This window comes from Streptomyces sp. NPDC107471, assembly GCF_055582845.1.
Genome location: NZ_JBVJPC010000005.1, coordinates 313,588 through 330,440, shown reverse-complemented (window position 1 = coordinate 330,440; position 16,853 = coordinate 313,588). Strand labels below are relative to the sequence as shown.

At 73.5% G+C, this 16,853-nt stretch carries 16 protein-coding genes and 1 pseudogene; 9 read left to right on the top strand and 8 right to left on the bottom strand.

The window, feature by feature from the left end:
- Window positions 1-134: 134 nt before the first annotated feature.
- Both ACZ66S_RS18930 and ACZ66S_RS18925 read right to left on the bottom strand, forming a co-directional pair.
- Window positions 135-1,304: pseudogene (locus tag ACZ66S_RS18930) on the bottom strand (HTTM domain-containing protein); the annotation flags it as partial.
- A complete protein-coding gene (locus tag ACZ66S_RS18925) occupies window positions 1,301-2,422 on the bottom strand; it encodes a DUF5819 family protein (protein ID WP_469902646.1) in 1,122 nt (373 codons plus the stop codon). The pseudogene ACZ66S_RS18930 and the gene ACZ66S_RS18925, both read right to left, overlap by 4 nt.
- 528 nt (window positions 2,423-2,950) lie before the next feature.
- On the opposite strand from ACZ66S_RS18925, the gene paaA reads away from it, so the two are divergent.
- The 7 genes from paaA to ACZ66S_RS18890 all read left to right on the top strand — a co-directional run bounded on the left by paaA (window position 2,951) and on the right by ACZ66S_RS18890 (window position 8,234).
- Window positions 2,951-4,036: a 1,2-phenylacetyl-CoA epoxidase subunit PaaA gene (gene paaA / locus ACZ66S_RS18920; protein ID WP_469902645.1), complete on the top strand. Its 1,086-nt coding sequence runs from the start codon at window positions 2,951-2,953 to the stop codon at window positions 4,034-4,036.
- On the top strand, window positions 4,033-4,320 hold the full coding sequence (paaB, locus tag ACZ66S_RS18915; protein ID WP_469902644.1) for a 1,2-phenylacetyl-CoA epoxidase subunit PaaB: 288 nt from the start codon (window positions 4,033-4,035) through the stop codon (window positions 4,318-4,320). Before paaA ends, paaB begins: the two co-directional genes overlap by 4 nt.
- An 83-nt stretch (window positions 4,321-4,403) precedes the next feature.
- Window positions 4,404-5,123 (top strand): 1,2-phenylacetyl-CoA epoxidase subunit PaaC, encoded by a 720-nt coding sequence (gene paaC, locus ACZ66S_RS18910; RefSeq protein WP_469903018.1) that lies wholly within the window; start codon window positions 4,404-4,406, stop codon window positions 5,121-5,123.
- Window positions 5,117-5,638 carry a 1,2-phenylacetyl-CoA epoxidase subunit PaaD gene (gene paaD, locus ACZ66S_RS18905; RefSeq protein ID WP_469902643.1) on the top strand — a complete coding sequence of 174 codons (522 nt, stop codon included), beginning with the start codon at window positions 5,117-5,119 and terminating at the stop codon, window positions 5,636-5,638. Before paaC ends, paaD begins: the two co-directional genes overlap by 7 nt.
- Complete coding sequence (locus tag ACZ66S_RS18900; RefSeq protein WP_469902642.1) at window positions 5,638-6,696, top strand: 2Fe-2S iron-sulfur cluster-binding protein; 1,059 nt, start codon at window positions 5,638-5,640, stop codon at window positions 6,694-6,696. The genes paaD and ACZ66S_RS18900 overlap by 1 nt, the downstream gene beginning before the upstream one ends.
- Before the next feature lie 142 nt (window positions 6,697-6,838).
- A complete protein-coding gene (locus tag ACZ66S_RS18895) occupies window positions 6,839-7,981 on the top strand; it encodes an acyl-CoA dehydrogenase family protein (protein ID WP_469902641.1) in 1,143 nt (380 codons plus the stop codon).
- 70 nt (window positions 7,982-8,051) lie between these two features.
- Window positions 8,052-8,234, top strand: coding sequence for a hypothetical protein (locus ACZ66S_RS18890; RefSeq protein ID WP_469902640.1), 183 nt, complete (start codon window positions 8,052-8,054; stop codon window positions 8,232-8,234).
- 79 nt (window positions 8,235-8,313) lie between these two features.
- On the opposite strand, the gene ACZ66S_RS18885 is transcribed toward ACZ66S_RS18890, so the two are convergent.
- The 6 genes from ACZ66S_RS18885 to ACZ66S_RS18860 all read right to left on the bottom strand — a co-directional run bounded on the left by ACZ66S_RS18885 (window position 8,314) and on the right by ACZ66S_RS18860 (window position 13,827).
- Window positions 8,314-8,643 carry a rhodanese-like domain-containing protein gene (locus ACZ66S_RS18885; protein WP_469903017.1) on the bottom strand — a complete coding sequence of 110 codons (330 nt, stop codon included), beginning with the start codon at window positions 8,641-8,643 and terminating at the stop codon, window positions 8,314-8,316.
- A 56-nt stretch (window positions 8,644-8,699) separates the two neighbouring features.
- Entirely contained in the window at window positions 8,700-9,515 is an 816-nt protein-coding gene (locus ACZ66S_RS18880; protein WP_469902639.1) for a J domain-containing protein, read from the bottom strand.
- A 192-nt stretch (window positions 9,516-9,707) separates the two neighbouring features.
- Window positions 9,708-11,192 (bottom strand): DUF2252 domain-containing protein, encoded by a 1,485-nt coding sequence (locus tag ACZ66S_RS18875; protein ID WP_469902638.1) that lies wholly within the window; start codon window positions 11,190-11,192, stop codon window positions 9,708-9,710.
- 100 nt (window positions 11,193-11,292) lie between these two features.
- A complete protein-coding gene (locus ACZ66S_RS18870; RefSeq protein WP_469902637.1) occupies window positions 11,293-11,745 on the bottom strand; it encodes a phospholipase in 453 nt (150 codons plus the stop codon).
- A gap of 169 nt (window positions 11,746-11,914) precedes the next feature.
- Complete coding sequence (locus ACZ66S_RS18865) at window positions 11,915-12,529, bottom strand: LuxR C-terminal-related transcriptional regulator (protein WP_469902636.1); 615 nt, start codon at window positions 12,527-12,529, stop codon at window positions 11,915-11,917.
- Window positions 12,530-12,546: 17 nt separating this feature from the next.
- On the bottom strand, window positions 12,547-13,827 hold the full coding sequence (locus tag ACZ66S_RS18860) for a sensor histidine kinase (protein WP_469903016.1): 1,281 nt from the start codon (window positions 13,825-13,827) through the stop codon (window positions 12,547-12,549).
- A gap of 376 nt (window positions 13,828-14,203) precedes the next feature.
- Between ACZ66S_RS18860 and ACZ66S_RS18855 the strand changes: the two genes are divergently transcribed.
- Together ACZ66S_RS18855 and ACZ66S_RS18850 are read left to right on the top strand one after the other, a co-directional pair.
- Complete coding sequence (locus tag ACZ66S_RS18855) at window positions 14,204-16,036, top strand: AfsR/SARP family transcriptional regulator (RefSeq protein WP_469902635.1); 1,833 nt, start codon at window positions 14,204-14,206, stop codon at window positions 16,034-16,036.
- 217 nt (window positions 16,037-16,253) lie between these two features.
- Window positions 16,254-16,769: a DedA family protein gene (locus ACZ66S_RS18850; RefSeq protein WP_469902634.1), complete on the top strand. Its 516-nt coding sequence runs from the start codon at window positions 16,254-16,256 to the stop codon at window positions 16,767-16,769.
- Window positions 16,770-16,853 lie beyond the last annotated feature (84 nt).

The window sequence follows — 16,853 nt, the reverse complement described above, 5'->3', positions numbered from 1 at the left end:
GTCTTCGCGAGGTCCGGTGTCGTCGGCGGGACTTCGGCGACGCCCGGTGCCGTCGGAGGGGGTTCGGCGCCGCCCCATGCCGTCAGCGGGGCTTTGGCGAAGCCCGGTGTCGTCGGGGGGAGCGGTCGGCCGGGGGCGAGCCGCCCTGTGCCGTCCCCGCCCGCCAGGCGGGCCCGCAGACGGGCACGCGCGCGTGCGCTTCCGTCGCCGAGGCGGCGGAGGAACGACGTCGGCAGGAAGACCGAGTCGGCGGCGATCATAGCCAGCGAGAAGAAGGGCAGGCCGAGGACGACCGCGATCACCGCGTGCTCGGTGATCATCGCGGCCAGCAGGACGTTCTTGACCCGCCGGTTGAACAGCGTGAAGGGGAAGGCGACCTGTACGGCGACCGTGCCGTAGGTCACCAGCATCACCATGACGCCGTTGGCCGACAGCAGGTCGGCGAGGGCCGGCCAGGGCGAGAAGGACTCCAGGTGGAGGGGGTAGTAGACGGCGGTGCCGTCCTGCCAGCGGGAGCCCTGGATCTTGTACCAGCCCGCCGTCGCGTAGATGAGACAGGCCTCGGCCATGATCACGAGGAGGGCGCCGTTGTGGACGACGTTGGCGACGACGTCGAGCGTGATCCGTGACTGTCCGGACCGGGAGAACCGTCCGACCACCCACCACAGGGCCTGCGCCAGCCACAGGGCCCACAGGACGGCCGGGACGACCCAGTCGCCGTTCAGCTTGTCCAGGAAGGCCGCCGACACCAGCACGAGCCCGAGGACGACCCACAGGACCGGGCCGACGCGGTCCACGACGTACTCGCCACGCGCGTGTACCTCCCGCGTGCGCCGGGCCCGCCGCTCGTCCAGCGACCAGACCTGGCCACAGCGCGTGAAGACGAGGTAGATGCACATCAGGTGCAGGACGTTGTCGCCGCCGTCGCCCATGAAGATGCTGCGGTTCTGGAGCGAGAGCACGCCGACCATGAAGAGCACGGACATCGTGCGGGTGCGCCAGCCGAGCAGCAGCAGAAGGCTCGACACGACCGCGAGCACATAGACCGTCTCGAACCAGAACCGGCCGTCCGACCACATCAGGGCCGTGAACGCGCCGTTGAGCGAGATCAGCTCGTCGGCGAGGTTCCAGCTCCACGGGCCGTCCGGGCCGTACAGCTCCTGGCGGTGCGGGAACTCGCGCAGCAGGAACAGCAGCCAGGTCGCGCTGAAGCCGATACGGATCATCGCGGTCTGGTACGGGCCGAGGGCGGCCTCGGTGACGCGGGCGATGCCGTGGGAGACCGCCAGGGCGAATCGGTTCACCGGGCGCTCCCCTCGGTGTCGTCCGCCGTCACGGCCCACCAGGGCAGCTCGCGGTAGACCGGCTGCACGGTGGCCTTCTCCTCGCTCCACTTCGGCGGGGGCACGGTGGAGGTCCGGGAGCGGACCTGGACGCTGACGAGGGTGCCGGTCGGCGCGGCCACGTGGTCCCGCTCCAGACGCAGCACCACGATGCGGCGGAGATACGTCTCGGACAGGGTGCCTCGCAGGCCGACCGGGCGGTTGTCGGTGCCGTGCGTGGCGACGAAGAGGTCCCAGGAGCGGCGCAGTTCGTTCTGCTGGGTGTGGCTGGGCAGCAGGTTGCCGTCGATGGCCTGGCCATCCTGGGCGGACAGGTCGTACCAGCCGGTCGTACGGCTGCCGCCGTCGGCGCCCCGTATCCGGGCCCGGACCTGCACCGCGATGTTCTGCTGCAGGGGATTGGGCGCGAAGAGCTTCCAGTTCTGCTCGAACTCGGGGTAGACCCAGTCGTCGATCGCCCTGCCGTGCTGCTTGGTGACCGTGTTGGACGGCGCGACGTGCAGGAACACCATCCCGATGTGCACGCAGACGGCCACGGCCACGACGGCGAGCGCCAGGACGACCGCGATCTGGTAGCGAAGGGAGAGGGCGGCGACGCCGGCGGGGGGAGCGGGCGGGGGCGGGTACGGGGCGGTGATGCGTATCGCTGCGGTGTGGAGGGGGTGGGGGGCGGAGGGCTCCGCGTACGGATCGGGCGGTGCCGGTCGCTGCTCGTCGGCGGGCTTGCGTGTCGGGGCGGGGGCGGGCTGACGGTTCGATGAGGGAGCGGGCCAGCCATGCGGCGCGGGCGCAGGCTGACGGCTCGGTTCGGGAACGGGCCGGCGATTGGGCGCAGGAGCGGGCTGACGGTCCGGTTCGGGAGCGGGCCGGCGATTCGGCGCAGGGGCGGGCTCGCGCGGCTCGGTGAGCGCGGTGTCCGACTCCTCGGCCAGTTTTTCGGGGCTGCCCGGTCCCTGCGGCTCGCCGGCCACTCCCGGGCCACCCGCCCCCTCCGGTTTCCCGGCCACTCCGGAGCCGCCCGGCTCCTCCGGCTCATCAGCCAGGGCGGGCTCACCGGCCACGTCGGATTCACCAGGCATATCCGGCTCACCCGGTACGTCCGGTACGGCGGACGCTTTTGGCTCGGGGGCACCGTCGGGTCCACCCGGCCCGCCCGGTCCGCTCGGTCCACCCGGTCCGCCCGGTCCGCTCGGTCCACCCGGTCCGCCCGGTCCACCCGGTCCGCTCGGGGCACCCGGTCCGCTCGGGGCACCCGGTCGTCGCCGGGCGTCCGAGCCTCCGTCGTACGCGTCCATTCCGCCCCGTTCCCGATTCCGGTCCGTCCACCGCCACCCGGCCGCGGGAGGCGGCGGCCGGTCGTCGGCGCCCGCACCCGCCTCGCCGCGGTGGCTCGCACCGGCACGGTACTCAGCCCCGACCGCCCCGCACAGCCCCTTCCGGACGGCCCCGCCGTGGCCGTGCTCACTCCGGCCCCGGTTTTCCACAGGCTGTCCCGCGGGTTTTCCACAGCGGTTGACACCTTACGGCGCCCGGCACACCATGGAATCGCACGAACCGAACGATCGGTCGGGAGCAGGTTCCGGCGGAGCCCAGGTCGAGGGGGTCTCATGGCGACAGCAGCCGCGCAACAGACGGCGAGCACACAGACGTACGGCGCTGCGGGCGCCGTCGGCGACACCACCGCGTACCAAGAGGCTTTTGACGCCGCGGTGGCCGCCGACGAGCGCATCGAGCCGCGTGACTGGATGCCCGACGCCTATCGCGCGACCCTGGTCCGCCAGATCGCGCAGCACGCCCACTCCGAGATCATCGGCATGCAGCCGGAGGCGAACTGGATCACGCGTGCCCCTTCCCTGCGCCGCAAGGCCATCCTGATGGCCAAGGTCCAGGACGAGGCGGGGCACGGCCTGTACCTCTACAGCGCGGCGGAAACCCTCGGCACCGGCCGCGACGAGCTCCTGGACAAGCTCCACTCCGGGCGCCAGAAGTACTCCTCGATCTTCAACTACCCCACCCTGACCTGGGCGGACGTCGGCGCGATCGGCTGGCTGGTGGACGGCGCCGCGATCACCAACCAGGTTCCCCTGTGCCGCTGCTCCTACGGCCCGTACGCACGCGCGATGGTCCGCATCTGCAAGGAGGAGTCCTTCCACCAGCGCCAGGGGTACGAGCTGCTGCTGGCCCTGAGCAAGGGCACGCCCGAGCAGCACGCGATGGCCCAGGACGCCGTGGACCGCTGGTGGTGGCCGTCCCTGATGATGTTCGGCCCGCCCGACGACCAGTCCGCGCACTCCGCGCAGTCGATGGCCTGGAAGATCAAGCGCCATTCCAACGACGAGCTGCGCCAGCGTTTCGTCGACATCTGCGTCCCCCAGGCCGAGTCCCTGGGCCTCACGCTCCCCGACCCGGAGCTGCGGTGGAACGAGGAGCGGGGACACCACGACTTCGGCCCGATCGACTGGACGGAGTTCAAGGAGGTCCTCAAGGGCAACGGGCCGTGCAACGAGCAGCGGATCACCCAGCGCCGCCAGGCGCACGACGAGGGCGCCTGGGTGCGGGAGGCGGCCGCGGCCCACGCGGCGAAGCACACAGCGGACAAGCACCCAGCGGACCGGCACACAGCGGACCGGCACACCCCGGATCAGCACACAGCGGCGAAGCACACCGGCGAGACAGGAGCGGCACGCGCATGACGACCACCGACTGGCCCCTGTGGGAGGTCTTCGTGCGCTCGCGCCGCGGCCTCTCGCACACCCACGCCGGCAGCCTGCACGCCCCGGACGCGGAGCTCGCCCTGCGCAACGCCCGTGACCTGTACACCCGGCGCGGCGAGGGCGTCTCCATCTGGGTGGTGCCCTCGACCGCGATCACGGCCTCCTCGCCCGACGAGAAGGACCCGTTCTTCGAGCCCGCCGCCGACAAGCCGTACCGGCACCCGACGTTCTACGAGATCCCGGAAGGGGTGAAGCACCTGTGACCGCGCCCGACACGGCGTCCGGGACCACGACGGCCCCCGTGCCCACCCCGGCCCCGCCCACCCCGGTCCCTCACACCTCGGTCCTGCCCACCCCGGTTCCGACGGCGGCGGCCCTCGCCCTGGGCGACGACGCGCTGGTGCTCTCGCACCGCCTCGGCGAGTGGGCCGGCCACGCCCCCGTCCTGGAGGAGGAGGTCGCCCTCGCGAACATCGCCCTCGACCTGCTCGGCCAGGCCCGGGTGCTGCTGTCCATGGCCGGCGACGAGGACGAGCTGGCGTATCTGCGCGAGGAGCGCGCCTTCCGCAACCTCCAGCTCGTGGAGCAGCCGAACGGCGACTTCGCGCACACCATCGTCCGCCAGCTCTTCTTCTCCACCTACCAGCACCTGCTCCACACCGAGCTGGCGGCGGGCGACGGCCCCTTCGCCCCGCTGGCCGCGAAGACCGTCAAGGAGATCGCCTACCACCGCGACCACGCCGAGCAGTGGACCCTGCGGCTCGGCGACGGCACCGAGGAGTCGCACGCGCGGATGCGGCGGGCGTGCGAGGCGCTGTGGCGGTTCACCGGCGAGATGTTCCAGCCGGTGGAGGGAGTGGACGTCGACGAGGAGCGCCTGGAGGCCGCCTGGCTGGCGTCCGTGGGAGACGTCCTGCGCCGGGCCACCCTGAGCGTGCCCGAGGGTCCGCGCTCGGGCGCCTGGGCCGCGGGCGCGGGCCGGCAGGGTCTGCACACCGAGTCGTTCGGCCGGATGCTCGCCGAGATGCAGCACCTGCACCGCAGTCACCCGGGGGCGTCATGGTGACGCTCACCCCGCTGGAGACCGAGCTGTTCGCGCTCGCCGGCTCGGTGCCCGACCCCGAACTGCCCGTGCTCACCCTGCGCGAGCTGGGCGTGGTGCGCGCGGTGCGTGCCCAGGGCCGGGACTCGGTCGAGGTCGAACTGACCCCGACGTACACCGGCTGCCCGGCGATCGAGGCGATGTCCCTGGACATAGAGCGGGTGCTGCACGAGCACGGCGTGCGGGAGGTCACCGTGCGCACGGTGCTCGCGCCCGCCTGGTCGACCGACGACATCACGGCCGAAGGGCGCCGCAAGCTGCGGGAGTTCGGCATAGCGCCACCGCGGGTGACGGCGGCCGGTCCGGTCCCGGTGGGGCTCGGCCCGACCCGGCACAAGGAGGAGCTCGAGGCCGTGGTCTGCCCGCACTGCGGTTCCACCGACACCGAACTGCTCAGCCGGTTCTCCTCCACCGCGTGCAAGGCGCTGCGGCGGTGCCTGGACTGCCGTGAACCGTTCGACCACTTCAAGGAGTTGTGATGGCCCGCTTCCACCCGCTCCCGGTGGCCGCGGTCGACCGGCTCACCGACGACTCCGTGGCCCTGACCCTCACCGTGCCGCCCGAGCTGCGCGAGGAGTTCCGGCACGCCGCCGGGCAGCATCTCGCCCTGCGCCGCACGGCTGACGGCAAGGAGATTCGCCGGACCTACTCCATCTGCTCCCCGGCTCCCGAGGGTGCGGGACCGAGCGAACTGCGGGTCGGCGTACGGCTGGTGGAGGGCGGCGCCTTCTCGACGTACGCGCTCAAGGAGATCAACGTCGGGGACGAACTGGAGGTGATGACGCCGGCGGGCCGGTTCACCCTCGACCCGGCGCCCGGTCTGTACGCGGCGATCGTGGGCGGCAGCGGGATCACCCCGGTGCTGTCGATCGCGGCGACCCTGCTGGCGCGTGAGCCCGGAGCCCGGTTCTGTCTGATCCGCAGCGACCGTACGTCCGCGTCGACGATGTTCCTGGAGGAGGTCGCCGACCTGAAGGACCGCCACCCCGAGCGGTTCCAACTGGTCACGGTGCTCTCCCGGGAGGAGCAGCAGGCGGGGCTGCCGTCCGGTCGGCTCGACCGGCAGCGGTTGACCGGGCTGCTGCCCGCGCTGCTGCCGGTGGACCAGGTGGCGGGGTGGTTCCTGTGCGGACCGTTCGGTCTGGTGCAGGGGGCGGAGAGGGCGTTGCGGGAGCTCGGGGTCGGCCGTACCCGGATCCACGAGGAGATCTTCCACGTGGACGCGGGGGCCGCCCCGGCGCAGACGGTTCCCGCGCCCGCCCACAGCACGGTGACGGCCCGGCTCGACGGACGCGGCGGGAGCTGGCCCGTCCAGGACGGCGAGTCGCTGCTGGAGACGGTGCTGCGCAACCGGTCCGACGCGCCCTACGCCTGCAAGGGCGGGGTGTGCGGGACCTGCCGGGCCTTCCTGGTCTCCGGGGAGGTGCGCATGGAGCGCAACTTCGCGCTGGAGCCGGAGGAGACACAGGCGGGCTATGTGCTGGCGTGCCAGTCGCATCCGGTGACGGAGAAGGTGGAGCTGGACTTCGACAGGTGAGGGGCGGGGATCGGCGGGAGGCCGGGGGCGTTCTCCGACGGGCAGGTCCCGGCAGCCCGTTCCCTTCTTCTAGAACCTGTTCTATCTTGACGGACCGTCAGATCGTGGCGTGATCTGCCGACCCGTCGGAAGGACAGGGACCGTGGACTTCACCTTCAGCGAGGAGCAGCAGGCGGCGGCCGAGGCGGCGCGGGGGGTGTTCGCCGATGTCGCGCCGGACCCGGTGCCGTCCCCGGCGATGACCACGGGTGCCGTGGCCGACGAGTTCGACCGCGCGCTGTGGGCCAGGCTCGCCGACGCGGATCTGCTGAGCCTGCTGTCGGCGCCGGAGTACGGCGGGGCGGGGCTGGACGCCGTCGCGCTGTGCCTGGTGCTGCGCGAGTCGGCGAAGGTGCTGGCGCGGGTGCCCCTGCTGGAGAACAGCGCGGCCATGGCTGCCGTACAGGCGTACGGCGGGCCGGAGTTGCGGGGGGCGTTGCTGGAGCGGGCCGGGCGCGGGGAGCTCGTGCTCACCGTCGCCGCGAGTGGCCGTACCGGACACGACCCCGCCGAACTCGCCGTCACCGTGCGGCGGGCGGAGGGGGAGGACGCCGGCTGGGTCCTGGACGGGGTGCAGACGGCGGTGCCGTGGGCGTACGACGCGGACTTCGTCGTCGTACCGGCGCACACGGCCGGGGGCCGGACGGTCCTCGCGCTGGTGTCCCCGAACCAGGACGGGGTCGCGCTCGGCGAGCAGTTCTCCACCAGTGGGGAGCGGCTGGGCGAGCTGCGGCTGGAGTCGGTGGGGATCGCCGCCCGGGACGTGATCGACGTCGAGGGCGCGTGGGAGTGGCTGCGGCACCTGCTGACCACGGGGACCTGTGCCCTGGCGCTCGGCCTGGGCGAGCGGGTGCTGCGGATGAGCAGTGAATACACCAGTGGGCGGATGCAGTTCGGGTTCCCGGTCGCCACGTTCCAGGCGGTCGCGGTGCAGGCCGCCGACCGTTACATCGACCTGCGCGCGATGGAGGTCACGCTGTGGCAGGCCGCCTGGCGGCTCGACTCGGGGGCGCGGGGGGCGCTGCCGGTCGCGGGGGACGTGGCCGTGGCGAAGATCTGGGCGTCGGAGGGGGTACGGCGGGTGGTGCAGACGGCTCAGCATCTGCACGGCGGATTCGGCGCCGATGTCGACTACCCGCTGCACCGGTACCACGCCTGGGCCAAGCATCTGGAGCTGTCGCTCGGTCCGGCGGCGGCGCACGAGGAGGCGCTGGGCGATCTGCTGGCGGCACATCCCCTGGGGTGAGGCGAAACCGCGCGGCCCCTGACCGGCGACTGAGAGGGTGACGGAACCGCACCGACGAAGGAGACCGAGCATGATGGTGCTCGCCCTGTCCGGCATCCTCGTGCTCACCATCGGGGGCTGCGTCTGCGTCTGGTGGGCCGCCCGGGGCGGTCCGCGCTGGACGCACGCGGTGTCCGCCGCGACGCTCGCGGCGGGCGAGACGGCCCGCCGCGCGAGCCGCTACGACCGGAACCCGAGCGGCGGAGACGACTGAACGCCCGCCGACCGTGACGGGCGGGACGGTTGGGGCGGCCAGGACGACGACCGCCGACCGCCGCCGGGATTGCGGGACGCTAGAGCACGAAGCCGGGTCGGCCGTCGTCGGTCACCACGGGGCGGCCCGCGCCGGCCCAGGACTGCATGCCGCCGTCGACGTTCGCGGCGTCGATGCCCTGCTGGGCCAGGTACATCGTGACCTGGGCCGAGCGGCCGCCGGACCGGCAGATCACATGGACGCGGCCGTCCTGCGGGGCGGCCTCGGTCAGCTCGCCGTAGCGGGCCACGAACTCACTGATGGGGATGTGCAGCGCCCCTTCGGCGTGACCCGCCTGCCACTCGTCGTCCTCGCGGACGTCCAGCAGGAAGTCGTCGTCCTTGAGGTCCGTGACCTGCACCGTGGGCACACCAGCACCGAAATTCATGAGACCGACGCTACCCGACGCCACGGGGACGCGGCCGGTCACTCCTGGGCGAGCAGCTCCGTGAGCTCGGCCTCGCGCGCGGACACGTCGGCCAGGAGCTTCTCGGCGATCTCCTCCAGGAGGCGGTCCGGGTCGTCCGGTGCCATCCGCAGCATCGAGCCGATCGCGCTCTCCTCCAGCTCACGGGCGACCACCGAGAGCAGTTCCTTGCGCTGGGAGAGCCATTCGAGGCGGGCGTAGAGCTCCTCGCTGGGGGTGGGGCCCTGCTCCGGCGGCTTGGGACCGGCGGCCCACTCCTCGGACAGTTCGCGCAGGAGGGGTTCGTCGCCCCGGGAGTAGGCGCCGTTGACCCGGGTGATGAACTCCTCGCGCCGCGCCCGCTCGGTGTCGTCCTGGGCCAGGTCCGGGTGGGCCTTGCGGGCGAGCTCGCGGTAGAGCTTGCGGGCCTCGTCGCTGGGGCGCACCCGCTGCGGGGGCCGCACCGGCTGGTCGGTGAGCATCGCGGCGGCCTCGGGGAACAGGCCCTCCCCGTCCATCCAGCCGTGGAACAGCTCCTCGACGCCGGGCATCGGCAGCACGCGGGCGCGGGCCTCCTCCGCCCTGCGCAGATCCTCCGGGTCGCCGCTGCGGGCGGCCCGGATCTCCGCGATCTGGGCGTCCAGCTCGTCGAGGCGGGTGTACATGGGGCCGAGCTTCTGGTGGTGCAGGCGGGAGAAGTTCTCCACCTCGATGCGGAAGGTCTCGACCGCGATCTCGTACTCGATGAGCGCCTGCTCCGCGGCCCGCACGGCTCGCTCCAGCCGCGCGGTGCCTGCGCCTGCGGCGGTCGGGCCGTCGGTTTCCGGGGACGTCATCCGGACAGCGTAACCGTGTCGGTGTGAGGCGGGCGCCATCCGGGGTGTCGGGGTCAGGCAGTCGGACGGGTGTCGGCGAGTGGGGGTCGATCGCGCCCGCGGCGGAGCCGCACATGGACACAGCCCCGCGCCCCCTGGATGGGTGCGGGCACGGCCGTCAGGATGCCCTCGCCCACTCGCCTCCCCGCGGGCTCACACCCCCGTCTCCGCCGCCACCCTCCCTGACCGGATCGCCGCCACCAGTTCCGCGTGGTCGGCCTCCGTGCGGTCCGCGTAGGTCACGGCGAAGGTGGCGATCGCCTCGTCGAGCTCGTCGTTCTTGCCGCAGTAGCCGGCGACGAGGCGGGGGTCGGCGCTGTGCGAGTGGGCGCGGGCCAGGAGGGCGCCGGTCATCCGGCCGTAGTCGTCTATCTGGTCGGCGGAGAGGGCGGCCGGGTCGACGCTGCCCTTGCGGTTGCGGAACTGCCGGACCTGGAAGGGACGGCCCTCCACGGTCGTCCAGCCCAGCAGCATGTCGCTGACCACCTGCATCCGCTTCTGGCCGAGGACCACCCGGCGGCCCTCGTGGTCGACCGGGGGGGCGTCGAAGCCCGCGGTGACCAGGTGCGGCAGCAGGGCCGAGGCCCGCGCCTCCTTGACCTGGAGGACCAGCGGTTCGCCGCGGTGGTCCAGCAGCAGGACGACGTAGGAGCGGGTGCCGACGCTGCCGGTGCCGACGACGCGGAACGCCACGTCGTGCACCGCGTGCCGGGCCAGCAGCGGATGGCGGTCCTCGGAGAGCGTGGTCAGGTAGTGCTCCAGGGCGGCGGCCACCGCCGCCGCCTCCTCGTCGGGCACCCGGCGCAGCACGGGCGGGGCGTCCACGAAGCGTCGGCCGCCGTCCTCCGTGAGCTCCGTGGAGCGTGCCGCGAAGCGGCCGCTGGTGTTGGCGCGCGCCTTCTCGGAGACCCGCTCCAGGGTGCCGACCAGGTCGTGGGCGTCGGTGTGGGAGACGAGTTCCTCGTCGGCGATGGCGTTCCACGCGTCCAGCACCGGGAGCTTGGCCAGCAGCCGCATGGTGCGCCGGTAGGCGCCCACCGCGCCGTGCGCCGCCGCGCGGCAGGTGTCCTCGTCGGCGCCGGTCTCCCGGCCCGCGAGGACCAGGGAGGCGGCGAGCCGCTTGAGGTCCCACTCCCAGGGGCCGTACACCGTCTCGTCGAAGTCGTTCAGGTCGATGACCAGGCCGCCGCGGGCGTCGCCGTACAGGCCGAAGTTGGCCGCGTGCGCGTCGCCGCAGATCTGGGCGCGGATCCTGGTCATCGGGGTGCGGGCCAGGTCGTACGCCATGAGGCCGGCCGAGCCGCGCAGGAACGCGAACGGTGTGGCCGCCATCCGGCCCACCCGGATCGGTGCGAGCTCGGGCAGGCGGCCGCGGCTCGACTCCTCCACCGCGTCGACCGCGCCGGGGCGGGCGATGTCGAGGTCGAGCGCCGCGTGGGCACTGCGCGGGACGCTCTCCCGCAGGGCCTTGCCCTTCTTCTTGGGCGAGCCCTCGACGGGCCACTGGGCGAAGCCGCGCACCAGGGGCCGCCGGGCCCCCGCCGTCGCGTCGGGGGGCGAACCGGCCGCCGCCTCGCTCGCCCGCGCCCCGGCCGTGGTCTCCGCACCGCCCTCGGTCACCGCGACCGCCTCCCCCATGCTCGCAGGAACATCAACTCGTGCCGACCGTACAACCACCAGCCGAAACGCGTCAGACCCTGTGGACAACTCCGCGTCGGCGCGCAGCTTGTCCCGGCACTCAGCCCAGCTTGTCGACCGCCTGGTAGTACGTCCACGCCGTCGCGTCGCACGACGTCTTCTTCACGCCCGAGTACGTGGCGCACACCCGCTTGAGGTCGGCGTAGAACGCGTCGTCCAGGCGGGACTTGGCGGCGTCGAAGGTGCCGGCCGCCGTGTAGTTGCGGTATCCGAAGTCATGGCGGACGCAGGCGTTCGCGAAGGGGAAGCCGAAGGGGTTGTCGGGGGAGGTCGTGCAGGAGTCGGTCGACCAGTCGAAGCCGTACGCGCTCCAGGCGCCCTGGTTCGCGCGGGCCGCGAAGAAGGCGTTGTAGCTGGTGGTGCCGGACTGGGTCCAACTGCTGAGCACGGCGCCCTTGTCGGCGGGGGCGGCCTGGGCGGCGGAGGCCGGCACCAGGACGGCGGTCACGGCGAGGGCGGCGGTGATCAGAGGCGCGGCGAGACGACTGCGCATGGGGGCTCTTCCTCCGGGCATGGGGACGCCCCGGCGGGGATTCGCCGGGGCGTGGCCCAGAAGAAGGGGACGCTCTATGCCGCCCGCATGACGCAGCTATACGTGCCAGGTCGGGCCTGGGCAGGGCCTGGGCAGGGCCCGAGCAGGACCCGGCCAGGTCAGGACTCGGTCACGTGCGCAAATACGCCAGGACCGCCAGCACCCGCCGGTGCGTCTCGTCCGCCGGTGGCAGGTCCAGCTTGGTCAGGATGCCGCCGATGTGCTTGCCCACCGCCGCCTCGGAGACGACGAGTTCGCGGGCGATGGCGCCGTTGGACTTGCCCTCCGCTATCAGGGCCAGCACCTCCCGCTCGCGCGGGGTGAGCCGCTCCAGCGGATCGCGGCGCCGGCGCAGCAACTGCCGTACGACCTCCGGGTCCACGACCGTGCCGCCGTCGGCGACCTCGGCGAGCGCGTCGACGAACTCCTCGACCTGGCCGACGCGGTCCTTGAGCAGGTAGCCGACGCCGGTGCCGTCGCCGGAGTCGAGGAGTTCGGAGGCGTAGGTCCGCTGCACGTACTGGCTGAGGACCAGCACCGGCAGGGCGGGGCGGCTCTCGCGCAGGCGGACCGCCGCGTGCAGGCCCTCGTCCTGGAAGCCGGGCGGCATGCGCACGTCGGTGACCACGATGTCCGGGCCGTGCTCCTCGACCGCCGCGATCAGCGCCTGGGCGTCGCCCACGGCCGCGACGACCTCGTGGCCGCAGCGGCCGAGCAGACCTATGAGTCCCTCGCGCAGCAGCACGCTGTCCTCGGCCAGGACTACGCGAAGCGATCGGCCGTCTCGCTCAACTCGGTCACCTCGCAAGGGAACTCCACACGCAGCAGGGTCGGTCCGCCCGGCGGGCTGGACAGGGAGAGTCTGCCATCCAGGACGGACACCCGGTCCGCGAGTCCGGTCAGTCCGCTGCCCGCCGAGGCGTCGGCGCCGCCGCGGCCGTCGTCGCGCACCTCCAGGACCAGCCGCCCGCCCACGTGGCCGCCGCGCACCTGGGCGCGGTCGGCCCCGCTGTGCTTGGCGATGTTGGCGAGGGCCTCGCAGACCACGAAGTAGGCGGCCGCCTCCACCGCCTGCTCGAACCGTCCCGGCAGCGGGAGGTCCACGTCGACGGGGACCACGGACCGGTCGGCGGCGTCGGCCACGGCGGCCCCGAGGCCGTAGTCCGCGAGGACCTTCGGGTGAATGCCGTGGATGAGCTCGCGCAGTTCCGCGAGGGCCTTGCCGGCCTCGTCGTGGGCCTTGGCGAGCTGGTCGGCGAGGGGACCCGGCGGGGCGTCGAGGCGGGCCAGGCCCAGGGTCATCGTCAGGGCGACCAGGCGCTGTTGGGCGCCGTCGTGCAGATCGCGTTCGATGCGCCGGCGCTCCGCCTCGAAGGCGTCCACCAACCGCACCCGGGAACGGCTCAGTTCGACGACCCTGGCGCCCAGGTCGCCGTCCCGGTCGGCGATCAGCAGCCGGGTCAGTTCGGCGCGGGCGCCGGCCGCGACGCCGAGGACGTAGGCGCCGAGGGCCAGCAGCAGCAGTCCGAGCACGGCGACGCCGAAGGCCGTGGGCCAGGTGGTGACCGTCCACTGCTTGAGCACCTTCGTCTCACGGCCCTCGCCGACGGTGGCCATGAGCAGCGGGGTGGCCGCCATGGAGACCGGGAAGAGCAGCGCGACCGTGAACACCAGCGCGTCCAGCGGCCACAGCAGGCCCGCGAACAGCACGGTGTACGCGAGTTCGCGCCAGGTGACCTGTTCCCGCAGCCGGGTCGTCAGCCAGGACACCAGGCCCTCGGCGGGCGGCGGCTGGTGCGGGTCCGGTGCGGGGTCGAGGTCGACCAGGCCGAGCCGGCGCCGTTCCACCCAGGCCACCGGCAGGCCGGCGAGGGCGAGCACGACCAGCAGCGGCAGCCCGACGAGCACTATGGCCAGCGCCCCGCCGACGGCCGCCAGCGTCACCAGCCCGACGAGGGCGAGGACACCGGTGACCGCGCCGGTCAGCAGGTAGCAGACCGAGCGCCAGGGCCACGCCGACAGCAGGAAGCCGGGCCGGGACATGGCCTGCCACACATTCCGAGGGTGCATGGCATCACCGTAGAAGGGCGGCCGGGCGGCCTGCCATGGGTCCAGGGGGCGGGCCGGGGGTAGGGCCAGCCATACCCCCGGCGCCGCGAGCGACGGGATCCGGCCAGGTCAGCGCACGGGCACGGGTCCGCCGCAGGGCCGCGCGGGATGTCGTACGACGATCTCGGCCGCCCCAGGACGGGTCACGGCCGTCCGCTCGCAGGCTCTTGCCACGGCAGCCTGCTGCCAAATTGAAGGCACAATTCCGCCAACGTGCGGTGCGAACAATGGCCAAAGGACAACGCTTCGGCGTTCCGCGCCGGCCGGGCCGCTCCACGGGCCGTGGCCGCACGAGATGGGGGAGTCACACGTGGAATTCCAGCTTCTCGGACCGGTGGAGGCGAGAGACGGGGCCCGGCGCATCGCGCTGTCCGGCTCCAAGGTGCACACCGTTCTCGCCGTACTGCTGCTCGCCCGGGGACGGGTGGTGAGCGACGGACGGCTGAGCGAACTGCTGTGGGGGTGGAGTCCGCCCGCCACCATGAACGCGCAGATCTACACCTACATATCCCGGCTGCGAAAACTGCTGGGCCCCGGTGTCGACCTGGTCCGGCGCCAGCCCGGCTACCAGTTGACGGCGGCCGGTGCCCATGTCGACGTCCTGGAGTACGAGCGCCTGGACCGGCTGGGCCGGCGGGCGCTGGAGGAGCGGCGGTTCGAGGACGCGGCCGAGACGCTGCGGCGGGCGCTGGAGCTGTGGCGGGGGCCGGCGCTGGCCAATGTGACGCCCCACCTCGCCGAGGCGGAGCTGCCGCGCCTGGAGGAGGCCCGCACCAGCACCCTGGAGCACCGCATCGAGGCGGACCTGACCCTGGGCCGGCACCAGCGGGTCGTCTCCGAACTGACCGGCCTGGTCGCCGAGTTCCCGGTACGGGAGCGGCTGCGCGCCCAGTTGATGACGTCCCTGTACCGGTGCGGGCGGCAGGCCGAGGCGCTGCGGGTCTTCCACGAGGGGCGCGGGGTGCTCGCCGAGGAGCTCGGCGTGGACCCGGGTCCCGAGCTGACGGCCACCTACCAGGCCGTGCTCAGCGGGGAGTTGAGCCTGCGGCCGCAGCCGCCCGCCGCCGGACCGGTGTCGCTGGTGGCACCGCCGGTCATGGTGCCGCCCGCGACCGCCGACTTCATCGGCCGGGAGGGCGAGTTCGCCGAGCTGTGCGCGCGGTTGACGCCGGCCGGCCGGTCCTCCGGCTTCCGCACACGGCGCCTGCTGATCACCGGGATGGCCGGGGTCGGCAAGACCGCCCTCGCCCTCCAGGTGGCGCACGCCGTGGCCGGGGAGTTCCCCGACGGGCTGCTGCACGCCCGGCTGCGGAACGAGGACGGCACGGTCAAGGACTCCGCCGAGGTGCTCGTGCGGCTGCTGCGGGCGCTCGGGGAGCGCGGCGAGGACATGGCGGCGCCGGACGCCCCGGACCGGCTGGACGACCTCATCCACCGCTATCGCACCCGCACGGCGGGCCGCAGGCTGCTGATCCTGCTGGACGACGCGGCCAACGAGCTCCAGCTCGACGCGCTGCTGCCGGCCACGACGGACGCGGCGGTGCTGGTGACGAGCCGCAACCGGCTCACGGCCGTGCCCGGTTCACGCACCGTCGTCCTGGAGCCGATGGGTGACTCGGAGTCCCTGGCGCTGCTCGCGGCGATCGCCGGGAACAGCCGGATCGTGGTCGAGCCGGAGGCGGCCGACGTGATCGTGCGGGCCTGTGCCGGGCTGCCGCTCGCGCTGCGGGCCGCCGGGATCCGGCTCGCCGCCCGTCCGCACCGGCCGGCGGCCCGGCTGGCCCGGCGGCTCGCCGACCCCGCGCTGCGGCTCGGCGAGCTGCGCACCGGTGACCTGGACGTGGGCCGTGTCCTCGGCTCGGCGCTGCGGGCCCGGCCGCGCGGTGAGCGGGACCTGGCGGGTGCGCTGGCGTCGCCGAGCGGCGGCACGTTCACCGCGGCCGAGGCCGGGGTGGAGGCCGGACTGTCCGAGGACACGGCCGAGGAACTCCTGGAACGGCTGGTCGAGGGCGCGCTGCTGGAGATGGCGGGCATCGACGCGGAGGGCCGCCCGCGGTACCGCTTCCACGGACTGGTCCGCCTGGCGGCGGTGACCGAGACCGCCGGCACGAGCTCCGGCAGGCGGCTGACGGCGGCGGGTTGAGCCTGCTCCCGCGCCCGTCGGGGCGCCCGCCGGGCGAGTTGATCCGCTCCCCCGCGGTGCCCCCACCGTGACCCCCCACGGGGAGCTCCCGGTGAGCGGGCCCGAGTCCGGTGGGTATGCCCAGCCCTACCCCAGGTCTCGTCCCTGCCGCACTGCGCCCGAGGGTCCCCACGCGGTTTCGTGGAGTCACCGTAAGGACGAGAGAGGCGGCACCCGGATGACGGCTTGGCTGGCGGAGCAGATGGCGGCGCACGGCGGTGTCGGCATCCTCGCCGTGGTGCTGCTGATGCCCGCGCTGGAGGCGGCCCTGCCGGTGATCGGCGTGCTGCTGCCGGGGCAGACGGCGGTCGTGCTGGGTGGGATGCTCGCCTGGCAGGGCCATGTGACGGTCGAGGCGGCGCTGCTCACCGCGCTGGCCGGGGCGGTCCTCGGCAACCTGGCCGGATACGCGGTCGGGCGGCGCTGGAAGGGCCGGGTGCTGGCCCCGCTGCAGGCCCGGGCGGGCCGGCGCCGGTACACCGAGCGGGCCCTCGGCCTCATCGAACGCCGGGGCGCCGGCGCGGTGTTCGTCGGCCGCTTCACCGCGGTGCTGCGGACCCTGGTGCCGACGCTGTGCGGGGCGCTGCGCATGCCCCTGCGCCGCTACCTGCTGTGGTCCGTGGTCAGCAGCGCCGTGTGGGCCCCGGCGTTCGTGCTCATCGGCTACGTCATCGGCCCCGCCGGACCCGGGTGACACCGCCCCGGCGGCGGCCCACGCAGCCTCTTGCCACGGCAGCCACCTGCCACCCGCAACGCCGGACCCGGCGCCCCGGCCCCG